The following is a 15,943-nucleotide window of genomic DNA, read 5'->3' on the forward strand; positions in this document are numbered from 1 at the left end:
GACGAGACAGGAGCAGGGATGGTTCTCGAGAACGTGCTCGAGACGAGGAACATCCTCGAGATGCACGCGATCAGCAAGGAGTTCCCCGGGGTCAAGGCGTTGCAGGACGTGACGCTCGAGGTGCGTCGCGGCGAGGTGCACGCGATCTGCGGGGAGAACGGGGCGGGAAAGTCGACCCTCATGAAGGTCCTGTCGGGCGTGTACCCGCACGGCTCGTACACGGGCGACATCGTGCTCGACGGCGAGCCGTGCGAGTTCCGGGGGATCCGCGACAGCGAGGCGCGCGGGATCGTCATCATCCACCAGGAGCTGGCGCTCGTCCCGTTCCTGTCGGTCGCCGAGAACATCTTCCTCGGCAACGAGAAGGCGAGCGGGGGCGTCGTCGACTGGAACCGCACCGCGGCGGAGGCCTCGCAGCTCCTCGAACGCGTAGGACTGCACGAGAACCCCTCGACGCTCGCGATGGACCTCGGCGTCGGCAAGCAGCAGCTCGTCGAGATCGCGAAGGCGCTGTCGAAGCGCGTCGACCTGCTCATCCTCGACGAGCCGACGGCAGCCCTGAACGACGAGGACAGCGCCCACCTGCTCGGTCTCATCGACCAGTTCCGCGAGGCGGGGATCACCTCGATCATCATCTCGCACAAGCTCAACGAGATCGCCGCCATCGCGGACCGCGTCACGATCCTGCGCGACGGCCGCACGATCGAGACGCTCGACCTCCGCGGCGAGGAGCCCGTGAGCGAGGAGCGCATCATCCGCGGCATGGTCGGTCGCGAGCTCGAGAGCCGGTTCCCGGCACGGGAGCCGTCCGTCGGGCGCGAGGTGCTGCGCATCGAGGACTGGACGGCCCACCACCCCGTCGACACCGAGCGCGTCGTCGTCGACCACGCGAACCTCACCGTGCACGCCGGTGAGATCGTCGGGCTCGCCGGTCTCATGGGTGCCGGGCGCACCGAGCTGGCCATGAGCGTGTTCGGGCACGCGTACGGGACGCGGATCTCCGGGCAGGTCTACAAGGACGGCGTGCCCGTCCGCACGCGGACGGTCGCCGAGGCGATCTCGCACGGGCTCGCCTACGCGACGGAGGACCGCAAGCGCTACGGGCTGAACCTCATCCAGACGATCCGCGAGAACATCTCGGCGTCCGCGCTCGGCAAGGTCGCCCGCTGGGGGTTCGTCCAGCGTGAGGAGGAGGCGACGGTCGCGGAGCGCTACCGCCGCGACTTCCGGATCAAGGCGCCCACGGTCGAGTCGCTCGCGGGCAAGCTCTCGGGCGGCAACCAGCAGAAGGTCGTGCTCGGCAAGTGGGTCTTCGCGGACCCCGACGTGCTCATCCTCGACGAGCCCACGCGCGGCATCGACGTCGGGGCGAAGTACGAGATCTACTCGATCGTCAACGCGCTCGCCGACGCGGGCAAGGCCGTCCTCGTGATCTCCTCCGAGCTGCCCGAGCTCCTCGGGATCTGCGACCGCATCTACGCGATGAGCCAGGGACGGATCACGGGCGAGGTGTCCCGCGCCGAGGCGACCCAGGAGACCCTCATGCACTACATGACCATGGACAAGGGAGTCATCGACCGATGAACGCCGTCAGGGAGTACCTCGGCCGCAACGTCCGCCAGTACGGCATCGTCGCGGCGCTGCTCGTCATCGTCCTGCTCTTCCAGGTGCTCACCGACGGGCGCCTGCTCTACCCGAACAACGTCGCGAGCCTCGTGCAGCAGAACGCCTACGTCATGGTGCTCGCCATCGGCATGGTCATGGTGATCGTGGCCGGCCACATCGACCTGTCCGTCGGGTCGGTCGTGGCCTTCGTCGGCGGCCTGTGCGCGATCATGATGACCCAGTGGGACCTGCCGTGGCTGGTCGCGGTCGCGCTGTCGCTCGTCGTCGGTGCGCTCGTCGGCGTCTGGCAGGGCTTCTGGGTCGCGTACGTCGGGATCCCGGCGTTCATCGTCACCCTCGCCGGCATGCTCGTCTTCCGCGGCCTCGCGATCGTCCTCGTCGGGACCACGGTCGCCGGCCTGCCCGAGGGGTTCAAGGAGATCAGCAACGGCTCCGTGCCCAACTGGTTCGGCTTCGTCGGCGACCTCGACGTCGTCACGCTCGGCATCGGCGTGCTCGGCATCCTCGCGTTCGCGGTCGCGCAGTGGCGCTCGCGGACGTCGCTCCGCAAGCACGGGCTGTCGGTCGAGCCGATGGCGGCGTTCGTCGTCAAGATCGTCGTCGCGGCCCTGCTCATCGGCGTGGTCACGTACTGGCTCGCCCTGAGCGCGGGTGGCACGCCGATCGTGCTGCTCATCGTGGGGGCGCTCATCATCGCCTACTCGTTCGTCCTGAACCGCAGCGTGTTCGGGCGGCACGTCTACGCGATCGGCGGGAACCGGCACGCGGCCGTCCTGTCGGGGGTCAGCGCGCGCCGGGTCGACTTCGGCATCTTCGTCAACATGGGCGTGCTCGCGGCGGTCGCCGCCGTCATCACGACCTCCCGCGCCGGGGCAGGCGTGGCGGCGGCGGGCGTCAACTACGAGCTCGACGCCATCGCGGCCTGCTTCATCGGCGGCACCGCCGTGACGGGCGGGATCGGCCGCATCTCGGGGGCCATGATCGGCGCACTCATCATGGGCGTGCTCAACATGGGCCTGTCGATCATGGCGGTCGACGCGGCGTGGCAGCAGGCGATCAAGGGCCTGGTGCTGCTCGCGGCGGTCGCGTTCGACCTCGTGAGCAAGCGCCGGGCGTCCCTGCGCTGACGGGGACGGACGGCGCGTCGTCGGGTGTCGTGCCCGACGGCGCGCCGTCGTCCCCCTCGGCCGCCCGGCACGTGGGTTAGGATCGACGCGTCGCGACTGGCGCCGCCCGGTGGAACTCGCCCGGGCAGGGTGGATCACCACCGGGGAGCGACACGCTGTGCAGACGACGGGTCGTTCGCCTGGGCCCCGGGTCACCCCCTGGTGGGGCGTACCCGGCGAGCCGGGAACGTGACCACCGACGACACACTGCCAAGCACCCGCGGAGGAGACGCCATGAGCGCCCAGCCAGCCGACAACGTCCTCGACACCCCGCTCGCCGAGCTCGACCCCGAGATCGCGGCCGTCCTCGACGGGGAGCTCGCGCGCCAGCGCGACACCCTTGAGATGATCGCGTCCGAGAACTTCGTCCCGCGCGCCGTCCTGCAGGCGCAGGGTTCCGTGCTCACCAACAAGTACGCCGAGGGCTACCCGGGCCGCCGCTACTACGGCGGCTGCGAGCAGGTCGACATCGCGGAGAACCTCGCGATCGCGCGCGCCAAGGAGCTGTTCGGCGCCGAGCACGCCAACGTCCAGCCGCACTCGGGCGCCACGGCGAACGCGGCCGTGCTCCACGCGCTCATCAACAAGGGCGACAAGATCCTCGGCCTCGAGCTGGCGCACGGCGGCCACCTCACGCACGGCATGAAGATCAACTTCTCCGGCAAGCTGTACGACGTCGCGGCGTACGGCGTGGACCCGCAGTCGTACCGCGTCGAGATGGACGAGGTGCGCAAGCAGGCCCTCGAGACGCGCCCCGACGTCATCATCGGCGGCTGGTCCGCCTACCCGCGCCACCTCGACTTCGCCGCGTTCCGCGAGATCGCGGACGAGGTCGGCGCGAAGCTCTGGGTGGACATGGCGCACTTCGCGGGCCTCGTCGCCGCGGGCCTGCACCCGTCCCCGGTGCCCTACGCGGACGTCGTCTCCTCCACGGTGCACAAGACGATCGGCGGCCCCCGTTCCGGCTTCATCCTGAGCAAGGAGGAGTACGCCAAGAAGATCGACTCCGCCGTCTTCCCGGGCCAGCAGGGCGGCCCGCTCATGCACGTCGTCGCCGCCAAGGCCGTCTCGTTCAAGATCGCGGGCTCGGACGACTTCCGCGACCGCCAGGAGCGCACGCTGCGCGGCGCGAGCATCATCGCCGACCGCCTCGCCCAGGCCGACGTGGCCCAGGCCGGCGTCTCCGTCCTCACGGGCGGCACCGACGTCCACCTCGTGCTCGTCGACCTGCGCCACTCCGCGCTCGACGGCCAGCAGGCCGAGGACCTCCTGCACGAGGTCGGCATCACCGTGAACCGCAACGCCGTGCCGTTCGACCCGCGCCCCCCGCGCGTCACGTCCGGCCTGCGCATCGGCACGCCCGCGCTCGCGACCCGCGGCTTCGGCGACGCCGAGTTCACCGAGGTCGCCGAGATCATCGCGACCGCGCTGCGCGAGGGCGCCGCGACCGACGCCGACGCGCTGCGCGCCCGCGTGCAGAAGCTCACGGCCGACTTCCCGCTGTACCCGGGCCTCCACCAGTGACCGCGCAGATCCTCGACGGCAAGGCGACCGCCGCCACCATCAAGGCCGAGCTCAAGGACCGCCTCGCGGTCCTCGCCGGGAAGGGCGTCGTGCCCGGCCTGGGCACGCTCCTCGTCGGTGACGACCCGGGCTCGCAGTGGTACGTCGCGGGCAAGCACCGCGACTGCGCCGAGGTCGGGCTGTCCTCGATCCGCGAGGACCTGCCCGGCGACGCGACGCAGGAGGAGATCGAGGCCGCGGTCCGCCGCCTCAACGAGGACCCGGCCTGCACGGGGTACATCGTGCAGCTCCCGCTCCCGAAGGGCATCGACACCAACCGCGTGCTCGAGCTCATCGACCCGGCCAAGGACGCCGACGGGCTGCACCCGACGAACCTCGGGCGCCTCGTGCTGCGCGTCAACGAGGAGGTGACCTCGCCGCTGCCGTGCACGCCGCGCGGGATCATCGAGCTCATCGAGCGGCACGGGATCTCCCTCGCGGGCAAGGAGGTCGTGGTCGTGGGCCGCGGCGTGACCGTCGGCCGGTCGATCGGCCTGCTGCTCACGCGCCGGGCCGTCAACGCGACCGTGACGCTCACGCACACCGGGACGACGGACCTTGCCGCGCTCGTGCGCCGCGCCGACGTCGTCGTCGCGGCGGCGGGCGTCCGGGGCATCATCACGCGCGACATGGTCAAGCCGGGCGCCGTCGTCATCGACGTCGGCGTCTCGCGCGAGGTCGACCCGGAGACCGGCAAGAGCCGGGTCGTCGGGGACGCCGCGCCCGACGTCGCCGAGGTGGCGGGCTGGATCTCGCCGAACCCCGGCGGGGTCGGGCCCATGACGCGCGCGATGCTCCTCGCGAACGTCGTCGACGCGGCGGAGCGCGCTTCCGCCTGAGCTCGTCCCAGGGCGCGGTCGTGGGTCACCACGGTCGCGCCCTGCGGCGTTCCCGGGCTTGCCCGCAGGCGCTAGTCTGCGCGGGTGACGAGGGCGCGCATCGCGACGACGGCGGCGTACGCCGTGCAGGGCTTCGGGTTCGCGGTGGTGCTCACGAGCATCCCCGGGTACAAGGACCGGCTCGGCATGGGCGACGACGTCGTCACGCTCGTCGTGCTGGGCGTGTGCGTCCTCGCCGGGCTGGGCAGCGCGCTCTCCGGCGTCGTGGCGGCGCGGCGTGGCGCGCGGGCCGTGGTCGTGGGGGGTCTGCTGCTCGCCGCGCTCGCGGTCGCGGGCATCGGGACCGCGCCGTCGTGGCTCGTCTTCTTCGGGGCGATCGGGCTGTACGGGCTCGCGCTCGGCGCCGTCGACGCCGCGATGAACATGCTCGGGATCGACGTCGAGCGCGGGCACGGTCGCAGCCTGCTCGCCTCGTTCTACGCGGCCAACGCCGCCGGGGGCGTGCTGGGTGCGCTCGCCGTCTCGGGCAGCGCGCTCGTCGGGCTCGGTCAGCCGGTCGCGCTCCCGCTCGTCGCGCTGCTCGTCGCCGTGGGCGCCGGCTGGCTCGCGCTGCGGCTGCCCGACGGCGGGGCTGCGGCCCGCGGAGCCGCGCACCCGGACGGGGCGGCAGGCTCCGCGCGGCCGCACGCGGCGCCGTCGGGCACCGGCCGTCCGGAGCCGTCGTCCGTCGGGTCGACGCGCGAGCCCGGTCCTGCGGCGGCGCTCGGGACCGTGCCGTGGGTCGCGGCGGGCACGATCGCGCTGCTCGGCGCGGGGATGCTCGCGTTCCCCGTCGCCGACTCGGCCGTGTCGAGCTGGAGCGCGACGTTCCTGCGCGACGTCCTCGCGGCGAGCGCCGCCGCCGCCCCGCTGGGGTACGCGGCGTACCAGGCAGCCCTCATCGTGTCGCGGCTCGTCGGCGACGGTCTCGTCGAGCGTCTCGGCCGGGTGCGGGTCGTGCGCCTGGGCGGCACGCTCGGCGCCCTCGGGTTCGTCGCGGTCGCCGCGGCCCCCGCCTGGCCGGTCGCGGTGCTCGGGCTGGCGGCGACCGGGCTCGGGCTCGGCGTCGTCGCGCCGCTCGCCTTCTCGGCGATCGGGGACCGGGCCCGCGAGGCGGTGGCGGCGGGCTCGGTGAGCACCGGGCCCGCGACCCCGGGCGGGCACGTCGAGGACGCGGTCGCCCCGGACCGGGTCGTCGAGGACGTGCTCGTCGACGTGGACGCGGGCGTGGCGCCGGTCGAACCTCCCGCCGGGATCGTCGCGACGGTCACGGACCGTGCGGTCGCGCGCCTCAACGTCTTCACCTACGCGGGCGCGGTGCTCGGCGGCGTGCTCACGGGCGTCTTCGCGACCGCCCACCACCTCCGGGTCGGGTTCGTCGTCCTCGCCGTGCTCGCCGCGGTCTCCGCGGTGCTCGCCGGCGCGTTCCGGCCCGCCCGCGTCGCCCTCGTGAGCGTGAGCGAGACCACGCCGCCCGCGTGAGGAGAGGGAGCCGTCCTGTCGGTGGCGTGTGATGGGATGGCCGGCGTGCCGCGGCCGTCCTGGCAGCCGCGCGCGACCGTCATCGAGGGAGGACGAGCCCACTTGCTCACCATCGCCACCGCCAACGTCAACGGGATCCGTGCCGCCTACCGCCGCGGGATGGACGCCTGGATCGCGTCCCGCACGCCCGACGTCCTCCTGCTCCAGGAGGTCCGCGCCCCCGACTCGATCGTGAACGACCTCCTCGACGGGTGGCACGTCGCGCACCAGGCGTGCGACATCAAGGGCCGGGCCGGCGTCGCCGTCGCCTCGCGGCTGCCCGTCTCGGCGGTGCGCGTCGGGCTGGGCGCCGGCGAGCCGGAGCCGCCCGTCGACACGGGCCGCTGGGTGGAGGCGGACCTCGAGCTGCCCGACGGCGGTCGCCTCACCGTGGTCTCCGCGTACATCCACTCCGGCACCGTGAGCCAGCCGGAGACGATGGCGGCCAAGTACGCCTACCTCGAGAAGGTCACCGCGCGCCTGCGCGAGCTCGCGGCCACGGGGGAGAAGGTCCTGCTCGCGGGCGACCTCAACATCGCCCACCACAACGTCGACATCAAGAACTGGAAGGGCAACCTCAAGAGCGCCGGCTTCCTCCCGGAGGAGCGCGCGTACGTCGACACCTGGCTCGACCAGATCGGCCTCGTCGACCTCGGCCGCGTCCACGGCGGCGAGGGCCCCGGCCCGTTCACGTGGTGGTCGTGGCGCGGGCGCGCGTTCGACAACGACTCGGGCTGGCGCATCGACTACCAGCTCGCCACGCCGTCGCTCGCCGAGCGCGCCGTCAAGGTCGAGGTCGACCGCGCGCCGACGCACGACGAGCGCTGGAGCGACCACGCTCCCCTCGTCGCCACGTACGACGTCTGAGACGTTCCGCCCCCGCCGAGCACGACATGAGGGTCGTCATGTGCCGCATTGCGACCCTCACGTCGTGCTCGGCGGCGTGTGACGTCGTGCTCGGGTCAGGCGACGCGCTCGGCCGGTCCGGACGGGGTCGCGAGGAGGAAGCCCGGGGCGCCGAGGCCCTCGCGCTCGAAGGCGGCGCGGACGGCGTCGGCGACGACCTCGACCTGGTCGGCGCGGACGAGCGCGATCGCGGACCCGCCGAAGCCGCCGCCGGTCATGCGCGCGCCGAGGGCGCCGGCGACGCGCGCGGCGTCCACGGCGACGTCGAGCTCGACGCTCGAGACCTCGTAGTCGTCGCGCAGCGACGCGTGCGACGCGTTCATGAGCGGCCCGACCGCGTCGGGGCGGCCGTCGCGCAGGAGCGCGACGAGGTCGCGCACGCGGCCGATCTCCGTGACGACGTGGCGCACGCGGCGGCGCGCGACGTCGTCGGGCAGCTTCTCCAGGGCGACGGCGAGGGTGCCGGTGGGGTCGTCGCTCGCGGCGACGTCGTCCGCGAGCTCGCGCAGGGAGTCCAGCCCGAGCGTGCGGGCGGCGTCCTCGCACGTCGCGCGCCGCGCCGCGTACTGGCCGTCGACGAGCCGGTGCTCGGCGCGCGTGTCGACGACGAGCAGGGCGAGGCCCGCGGCGTCGAGGTCGAACGGGACCTGCTCGGCGGACTCGACCGGGTCGAGCCCGGGCCGGCAGTCGAGGAGCAGCGCGTGCCCGGCGGTCGCGCGCAGGGACGCGGACTGGTCCATGCCGCCCGTCGGGGCGCCCGCGATCTCGTTCTCGGCGCGGACGCTCGCCGCCGCCAGGGCGGCGCGGCCGGCGTCGGTCGCGGCCAGGCCGAGCCCGGCGACGTCGTCGAGCGCGACCGCGACCGCGCACTCGAGCGCGGCCGACGAGGAGAGCCCGGCCCCGAACGGGACGCTCGAGTCGACCGCCGCGTCGAAGCCCCTGATCGCGCCGGGGTCGGTGCCCTGGGCGAGCAGGTGCTCGCGCAGTGCCCAGGCGACGCCCGCGACGTACGAGCCCCAGCCCGCGACCGTGCCCGGCGCCACGTCGTCGAGCGTCGTCGTCCACGTCTCGCCGGGCGCTTGGGCCGACGCGAGCCGGACGACCGAGTCCGTGCGCGGGCGCAGCGCGACGTACGTGCGGTGGGGGAGCGCGACCGGCAGGCACAGGCCCGCGTTGTAGTCGGTGTGCTCGCCGATGAGGTTGACGCGACCGGGCGCCGCCCAGACGTGGACGTCGTCCTCGTGCTCGCCGCCGGTGCCGTCACCGGCGCGGGCGTCGGCCGCGTCGGCGCCGAACGCCGTGGCGAAGACCGCGCGAGCCCGGGCGGCGCCGTCGTCGTCGGACCACGAGCGGACCCACCCGCGCGCCGCGCTCGACGGCGCGAGCTCCTGGAGCCGCGCCGCGATCCGCTCGGGCGTCGTGTCGCTGATCCACGCGCCCATGCCGGACTCCGAGCCGGCGAGGTACTTGAGCTTCCCCGGCGCGCGCAGGACCGAGAAGACCTGGAGGTGCAGCCGCGCGAGGGTGACGCCGTCCGTGCCGCCGTCCGCGACGGAGCGGCCCTCGTGCGCCGGCGCCTGGTGCCACGCGGCGATGTAGGGGAGCGGGATGGGGTCGCCGTCGGCCGTCTCGAAGAACCGGTCGAGGCGGCGCAGGAGCTCGAGGTAGGCGGTCGCGAGGTCGTCGCGCTCGGCGTCGGTGAGGGCCGGCAGGTCGGGCACGTCGCGTCGCGGGACGAGGTGGACCTCGACGGGCCAGCGCGCCGCGAACGGCACGTAGGCGACCCAGTGCTCGGTCTCGAGCACGACGCGGCGCCCGTCCGCGAGCTCGGAGTCGAGCACGTCGCGCAGCAGGTTGCGGCCCGTGCGGCGGTGGTGCTCGCGCGCCTCGTCGAGCAGCGCGCGCGTGCGGGGCGTGACGTACGGGTAGCCGTAGATCTGCCCGTGCGGGTGGTGCAGCGTGACGCCGATCTCCTGCCCGCGGTTCTCGAAGCAGAAGACCTGCTCGACGCCCGGCACGGCCCCCAGGGCGGCCGTGCGGTCGGCCCACGCGTCGATGATCGTGCGCACGCGCTGCGGCGAGAGCGCGCCGAACGACGTGCGGTGGTCGCTCGAGAAGCACACGACCTCGCACCGGCCCGCGGCCGGGGCGTGGATCCGGAGCGGCGCGTCCTCGACGACGGCGTCCTCGACCCCGGGGACGCGCTGCAGCGACGGGAAGCGGTTCTCGAAGACGACGACGTCGTAGTCGGTGTCGGGGACCTCGCCGTCGGAGTACGCCGCACCGGGACGCGCGGGGCACAGCGGGCACGAGTCGGCCGCGGGGAGGAACGTGCGGTTCATCCGGTGCGCGGCGAGCGGGATCCAGTCGCCCGTGAGCGGGTCGCGGCGCATCTCGGGGCCGACGTACGGGCGCGGGGTCCCGTCGGGGCCGGGCACCGGGGCGAACCGGTCGGGCAGCGGCCGCGGGTCGTCGAGCCGACGTGAGCGCTCACCCGAGACGTACGCGGGCGAGTCGTCGAAGTAGACGAGCTCGCGGCCGTCGGCGAGGCGGGTCGAGGTGCGGCGCAGGTGGGGGTTCATGCGTGCGGTGTTCCGATCGCGGTGCGGTGGGGAGGAGGCGGCTGCGGTCCGCCGTCAGGTGACGACGAGCTGCTCGACGAGGTCCTGCACACGCGCGCGCTCGTCCTCGGCGAGACCGGCGTCGGTGATGAGGACGTCCACGTCGGCGAAGGTCGCGAAGACGCGCAGGCCGGTCGTGTGCCACTTCGTGTGGTCGGCGAGGACGACGGTGCGGCCCGCGGACTCGATGAGCGCGCGGTTGGTCGCGGCCTCGTCCAGGTTCGGCGTCGTGAGCCCGATCTCCGGGTCCACGCCGTGCGCGCCGACGAACGCGAGGTCGACGCGCAGGCCCGCGAGCGCGGCCTCCGCGAGCGGGCCGACGAGCGCGTCGGACGGGGTGCGGCTGCCGCCGGTGAGGATGGTCTCCAGGCGCGGGTCGTTCGCCCGGTGCAGGATCTCGGCGACCGGGAGGGAGTTCGTCACGACCGTCAGGGGGCGCAGCGCGGGGTCCGCGGCGATGCGGGCGGCGAGCAGGTGCGTCGTCGTGCCGGCGCTGAGCGCCACCGACGCGTTCGCGGTGATGAGCCGGGCGGCGGCCGTCGCGATGGCCTCCTTCTCCGCGGCCTCGCGCGAGCTCTTGGCGGCGAAGCCGGGCTCGTGCGCGGTCGTGTGGGGGGCGACGGCGCCCCCGTGCACCTTGCGGACGAGGCCCTGGTCGGCGAGCTCGACGAGGTCGCGCCGGATCGTCATGTCCGACACCCCGAGCTCTCGGGTCAGGTCGCCGATGCGGACCGCGCCGTGGTCCCGGATCTCCGCGAGGATGCGCTCCTGGCGCTGTGAGGCGAGCATGCGACCAGTATTGTCCACATCGCCGAGAAATCCAACACGATCGAACACGACCAAACATCGGGTTGCTTGCGCGCAGGCCGACGACGACGGGTCGCCCGGCGGGTCGCCCGGTCGGGAACTCGTCCCGACCGGGCGACCCGCGCGACCCGCGCGGTCAGGTCCCGCCGCGGAGCGCCGCGATCGGCTCGATCGCCGCGGCCTTGAGGGCCGGGTAGGTGCCGGCGAGGAGGCCGACCACGCCGCCGAGGAGCGCCGCACCGAGGGCCATGCGGACGTCGAGGATCGGCGTCCACTCCTGCACCACGGAGACGACGACCACGGCCATCACGCCCAGCGCGGCCCCGACGAGGCCGCCCAGCAGCCCGACGACGACCGACTCCACGACGAACTGCGCACCGATGTCGCGTCGGGTCGCCCCCAGCGCGCGCCGCAGCCCGATCTCGCCGACCCGCTCCATGACCGAGAGCAGCGTGATGTTGGCGATCCCCACCCCGCCGACGAGGAGCGCGATGCCGCCGAGCGCGAGGAAGATCGCGTTGACGTCCGCCTGGACGTTCTCCCGCAGCGCCGAGCCCGACGTGGGCGCCTTGACCACGAAGCCCTCCGGGGCGTTGGGGTCCAGCGCGACGGGCGCCTGCCGCGCCACGACGCTCCCCGCGCCCGTCGCGATCCGCAGCTGCAGCTCCTCCGGGGCGCCGACCCCGAAGTCGGCGCGCGCCGTCCCGGCGGGGAGGATCACGGCGTCCAGCAGGTCGGTGCGACGCTGCACGTCGTCGACGATCCCCATCACCGTGTACGACCGCTCGCCCACGAAGACCGACGGCTGACGGTCCACGCGGTTGATCCCGAGCCGCTCGGCCGCGCGGGCCCCGAGGACCGCGACACGGTCGGCGCGCGCGTCGTGCCCGGCGTCGAAGAACCGACCGGTGACGACCTCGCCCCGCACCGCGCCCAGGAGCCCCGGCGTCGCGGCGACGACGTCCGGGCTCGCCTGGGCGGCGACGGACGGGTCGTTGACGGGCACCGCCGTGACGGACGCCCCCGCGACGTCCACGGCCGCGACCGCCCCTGCTTCCTCGACGCCTGCGAGGCGCAGCACGCGCTCGGGGCCGTCCCACGGGAGCCGCGCGACGGCGCGCTCCTCGCCCGACATGAGCGTCGTCGTCTTCGGCTCGACGACGACCTGCGTCGCCGCGACCGCGTCGAACTGCTTGCTGATCTGCCCGGCGGCGGTCTGCGCGAGGCCGACCGTCACGACGACGGACGCGATCCCCAGGACGGTCCCGAGCACGGTGAGCAGGAGCCGGCCGGGCCGCGCGGCGATCCCGTGCGCCGCCTCGGCGAAGAGGTCGCGCGCCCCGAACCGGTCGCGCCCGCGCACGCGCAGCCGGGCGTCGCGCCCGGGACGCGCGGCGCCCCGCCGACGCGCGTGCCGGACCCGGTCCCACGGCGCCCTCACCGGTCCAGCTCCTCGAGCCGGCCGTCCGCGATCCGCACGCGCCGCTCGGCGCGCGCGGAGACGACCGGGTCGTGCGTGATGACGGCCAGCGTGAGCCCGTCCCCGTGGAGCTCGTCGAACAGGTCCATGACCTCCGCCGAGTTCGTCGAGTCGAGGTTGCCCGTGGGCTCGTCCGCGAGCAGCAGGTGCGGCGCGGCGACGATCGCCCGGGCGACCGCGACCCGCTGGCGCTCGCCCCCCGAGAGGGTGGTCGGGTGGAACGTCGTCCGGTGCGTGAGGTGCACGCGTTCGAGCGCCGTGCGGGCCCGCTCCTCGCGCTCCCCGCGCGGCACGCCGCTGTACAAGGTCGCGAGCAGGACGTTGTCGAGCACCGTGCGCTGCGGCAGCAGGTGGAAGGACTGGAAGACGAAGCCGATCCGACCGCCGCGCAGGCTCGAGCGCACCGACTCCGACGCGCTCCCGGTCGGGACGCCGTCGAGCAGGTACTCGCCCGACGTCGGCCGGTCGAGGAGGCCCAGGATGTTGAGCAGCGTGGACTTGCCCGAGCCCGACGGGCCGATGATCGACACGTACTCGCCGGGGTCCACGCGCAGGCTCACTCCCCGGAGCGCGTCCACCCGGGGCGGACCCGGGAAGCTGCGCGACACGTCGACGAGGTCGACGACGGCCGCGGGGACGCTCCCGCCCCCGGTGCCGTCGGCCGACCCGTCGGTCGACGTCGTGCCGCCGGGCGGTCCCGGGGCCACCGCGTCGGGGCCGCCGCCGGGATCGGTCCCCGGGAGCCCCAGCTCGGTCCAGGTCACTCGCCGACCACCACCAGGTCGCCCTCGTCGAGCTCGCCGTCGGCGGAGACGATCTCGACGAACCCTTGCGCCGCGAGCCCCGTCTCGACGTCCACGAGCTCGGTCGTCGCGTCCGCGCCCGACCCGCGCCGGACCTCGACGCGGGACGCGCCCCCCGGCCCCGCGGTGAGCGCCGCGAGCGGGACGGCGAGCACCTCGCCCCCCGTCGAGCTGACCGGGACGCGGATGCGCACGTTCTGGCCCTGCAGCGCAGTGACCTGCTCGGGCGTGAGGGCGTCGGGGGTCAGCGAGACGGTGAAGCGACCGGCGCCCCCGCCCTTCTCGTCGCCCTCGCCCTCGCCGTCCTTCGCCGCCGACGCCGGCTCGACCGCCGTCACGGTCGCCGTCGCCTCGGAGTCGTCCGGCAGCGTGAGCGTCGCGGCCGCTCCGACCTCGAGCAGCTCGGCGTCGGACGCCGCCGCCGACGCCTCGAGCACGAGCGTCGCCCCGGACACTGACATGACCGGACCCTCGATCGTGCTGCCCCGCTCGACCTGCACCTCGTCGACGCGTCGGGGCAGCCCGGCGAGGAAGAGGACCTCGCTCGCCGGCAGCGCCGTGAGGGTCTGCGTCCGCGCCTCCTCGAGGGCCTCCTGCGCGTCGGCGAGCTGGCGCCGCGCCGACTCGACGCCCGCGCTCTCCGCCGCGGTCTGGCGCGGACGGTCGAGCTCGGCCCGCTGCGCCTGCGCGAGCCGGAGCTCGTCCTGCGCGCCCGCGACGTCGCCGCCCTCGGCCTGCGCCGCCGCCACCGCGCGCTCCGCGGCACGCACGGCGTTGTCGGCCTGCAGCTTCTCCACGTCGGTCGCCCCGGTCTGCGCCGCGGAGAGCGCGGCGCGCGCCCCCTCGAGCGCGTCCTCCGCCGCGCGCACGCCCTCGCGCGCGCTCGACAGCGCGAGCGCGGCCTCCTCCGCGGCCGACGGCGCCGGGTAGCCGACCTGCGCGTAGAGCTTCTCGACGGCGGTGGCCGTCGCGGCGTCGTAGAGGTCGCTGTCGGCGCGCCCGGGGTCGATGCCGACGGCACCGAGCGCCGCCTTGAGCTGGAGCACGTCGGGACCGGAGACCCCCACGCGCAGCGACCGGTACGCCGGGAGCTCGCCCGGGAGCACGATCACGGGGCGCCCCGCGATCTCCAGCGCGACGCCCGCCGCGCCCAGCTCCGCGCCGACCTCGGGGACCTGCCCCGTGACGACCGCGGGACCGCCCAGGTCGCCGGTCTCGATCTTCACCGACACCGCGTCGTCGTACGTCGCGTCCGCGCGCAGCGTCACGTCGTTGGCGAGCGTCCGCCGCTCCACGGGCACGGTGATGAGGCCCGCCTCGGGCGGCTCGGCGTCGGCGGCCGCCTGCGCCGGCGAGACGACGAGCCGGCTGAGCACGATGCCCGCCACCAGGCTGAGGACCGCGACGCCGGCGACGAACCACACCAGGCGGTGCCCCGTCAGCGAGAGCCGGCGGCGCCCGCGGCCGTCCCGCGGGTCCGGCTCCGCGGGGTCCTCCGTCGCCGGGTCGAGGAGCTGGGTGTCGTCCACGCTCACCGCTGGGCCTCCGCCATGAGGTCGCGGATCGTCTCCAGCTCCGCCTGGTGCTCCTCGACGAAGGCCGTCTCGAGGTCGATCTGGACGTCCAGGTGCACCTCCTGGTAGCCGACCTCCTTCTGGCAGGCTGCGTCGGCGACGGCGGTGTCCCGCTCGAGGGTCTTGGCCGCCTCGAGGGTCTCCTCGCTCGGTCCCTCCGGGTCGGCACCCTCCCACAGCGCGTTCGAGCGCTCCATCATGTCGTCCATCGCCTCCTGCGGTGAGGCGTAGCCGGTGAAGCCCGCGTCGGCCATGCACTCGGCCCACGCGGAGTCGACCTCCTTGAGGCGCGGGTCGGCGGCGATGTCCTCGTAGAGCTGGGTCGTCGCCTCGTTGAACGCCGTCATCTCCTCGCTCTCCCAGAGGGCGTTCTGGTCGCCGTAGACCTCCTCCTGCGCGGCACCCTGGCAGCCGGCCGTGGACGGGTCGTACTCCGGCATCTCCTCGTCCTCGTCGTACTCCATGCTCGCCATGTCGCCGTAGAGCGCCTCGTAGTAGGCGGTCTGCTCCGACTCGGACATGGCCTCCACGTACTCCTGGTTCGGGTCGACCCAGGCGTCCATCTCCGCCTGCTCCTCCGCGGACGGCTCCTCGTAGATGGTGAAGCCGTACCCGTACTCCGCCGCGTACTGCTCCGGGTCGCGCTCGGCGTCCTCCTCGGACGTGAAGCTCATCCCGGACTGGTCGACCGGCTGGTACTCGAACCCCTGCTCGGTCATGCAGCGGGCGGTCGCCTCCTCGATCTCCCGCTGCTCCGCCTGCATCTTCTCCTCGTCCCAGTCCCCGTAGACGTCCTCGAAGAAGGCGGTCAGAGGGCTGTCCGCCTCGGAGGTCGACGGTTCTGCGCCCGACGAGCACGCCCCGAGCAGGAGCGCACCCCCCAGCACCATCGCGGTGGTGGTGGCGCGAGCCGTGAGTCGTCGTGTCATGTCGTGCATCCCCTGTCTGGTGTTCCTGGCTGTGGGCGGAGCGGTCGAGTACGTCGGACGTCGTCGTGA

Annotated in this window: 12 protein-coding genes, 1 pseudogene and 1 riboswitch; of the genes and pseudogenes, 6 read left to right on the top strand and 7 right to left on the bottom strand. The window is 74.1% G+C overall.

What is annotated here, in order from left to right; genetic code table 11:
• The first annotated feature begins 18 nt into the window (after positions 1-18).
• From mmsA to NHH00_RS05785, 6 genes are all read left to right on the top strand, one after another.
• Positions 19-1,584, top strand: coding sequence for a multiple monosaccharide ABC transporter ATP-binding protein (mmsA, locus tag NHH00_RS05760; protein ID WP_253050909.1), 1,566 nt, complete (start codon positions 19-21; stop codon positions 1,582-1,584).
• Complete coding sequence (mmsB, locus tag NHH00_RS05765; RefSeq protein ID WP_253050910.1) at positions 1,581-2,753, top strand: multiple monosaccharide ABC transporter permease; 1,173 nt, start codon at positions 1,581-1,583, stop codon at positions 2,751-2,753. The genes mmsA and mmsB overlap by 4 nt, the downstream gene beginning before the upstream one ends.
• Positions 2,754-2,835: 82 nt before the next feature.
• Positions 2,836-2,945: riboswitch (ZMP/ZTP riboswitch) on the top strand.
• 81 nt (positions 2,946-3,026) lie between these two features.
• Positions 3,027-4,316: a serine hydroxymethyltransferase gene (gene glyA, locus NHH00_RS05770; RefSeq protein WP_253050911.1), complete on the top strand. Its 1,290-nt coding sequence runs from the start codon at positions 3,027-3,029 to the stop codon at positions 4,314-4,316.
• Positions 4,313-5,194, top strand: coding sequence for a bifunctional methylenetetrahydrofolate dehydrogenase/methenyltetrahydrofolate cyclohydrolase (locus NHH00_RS05775; protein ID WP_253050912.1), 882 nt, complete (start codon positions 4,313-4,315; stop codon positions 5,192-5,194). The genes glyA and NHH00_RS05775 overlap by 4 nt, the downstream gene beginning before the upstream one ends.
• 84 nt (positions 5,195-5,278) lie before the next feature.
• On the top strand, positions 5,279-6,715 hold the full coding sequence (locus tag NHH00_RS05780; RefSeq protein ID WP_253050913.1) for an MFS transporter: 1,437 nt from the start codon (positions 5,279-5,281) through the stop codon (positions 6,713-6,715).
• Between the two features lie 102 nt (positions 6,716-6,817).
• Positions 6,818-7,621 (top strand): exodeoxyribonuclease III, encoded by an 804-nt coding sequence (locus NHH00_RS05785; protein WP_253050914.1) that lies wholly within the window; start codon positions 6,818-6,820, stop codon positions 7,619-7,621.
• Positions 7,622-7,716: 95 nt separating this feature from the next.
• On the opposite strand, the gene galK is transcribed toward NHH00_RS05785, so the two are convergent.
• The 7 genes and pseudogenes from galK to NHH00_RS05820 all read right to left on the bottom strand — a co-directional run bounded on the left by galK (position 7,717) and on the right by NHH00_RS05820 (position 15,874).
• A complete protein-coding gene (gene galK / locus NHH00_RS05790) occupies positions 7,717-9,066 on the bottom strand; it encodes a galactokinase (protein WP_253051429.1) in 1,350 nt (449 codons plus the stop codon).
• A pseudogene (gene galT, locus NHH00_RS05795) lies at positions 9,040-10,242 on the bottom strand (galactose-1-phosphate uridylyltransferase); the annotation flags it as partial. The pseudogene galT and the gene galK, both read right to left, overlap by 27 nt.
• Positions 10,243-10,296: 54 nt before the next feature.
• On the bottom strand, positions 10,297-11,070 hold the full coding sequence (locus NHH00_RS05800) for a DeoR/GlpR family DNA-binding transcription regulator (protein WP_253050915.1): 774 nt from the start codon (positions 11,068-11,070) through the stop codon (positions 10,297-10,299).
• Positions 11,071-11,224: 154 nt separating this feature from the next.
• Entirely contained in the window at positions 11,225-12,457 is a 1,233-nt protein-coding gene (locus tag NHH00_RS05805; protein WP_253051430.1) for an ABC transporter permease, read from the bottom strand.
• Positions 12,458-12,525: 68 nt separating this feature from the next.
• Positions 12,526-13,176 carry an ABC transporter ATP-binding protein gene (locus NHH00_RS05810; protein WP_253051431.1) on the bottom strand — a complete coding sequence of 217 codons (651 nt, stop codon included), beginning with the start codon at positions 13,174-13,176 and terminating at the stop codon, positions 12,526-12,528.
• 152 nt (positions 13,177-13,328) lie between these two features.
• Positions 13,329-14,906: a hypothetical protein gene (locus NHH00_RS05815; protein WP_253050916.1), complete on the bottom strand. Its 1,578-nt coding sequence runs from the start codon at positions 14,904-14,906 to the stop codon at positions 13,329-13,331.
• A complete protein-coding gene (locus NHH00_RS05820; RefSeq protein ID WP_253050917.1) occupies positions 14,903-15,874 on the bottom strand; it encodes a hypothetical protein in 972 nt (323 codons plus the stop codon). Before NHH00_RS05820 ends, NHH00_RS05815 begins: the two co-directional genes overlap by 4 nt.
• Positions 15,875-15,943: the final 69 nt, after the last annotated feature.

The organism is Cellulosimicrobium cellulans (assembly GCF_024124905.1).
GTDB lineage: Bacteria > Actinomycetota > Actinomycetes > Actinomycetales > Cellulomonadaceae > Cellulosimicrobium > Cellulosimicrobium cellulans_G.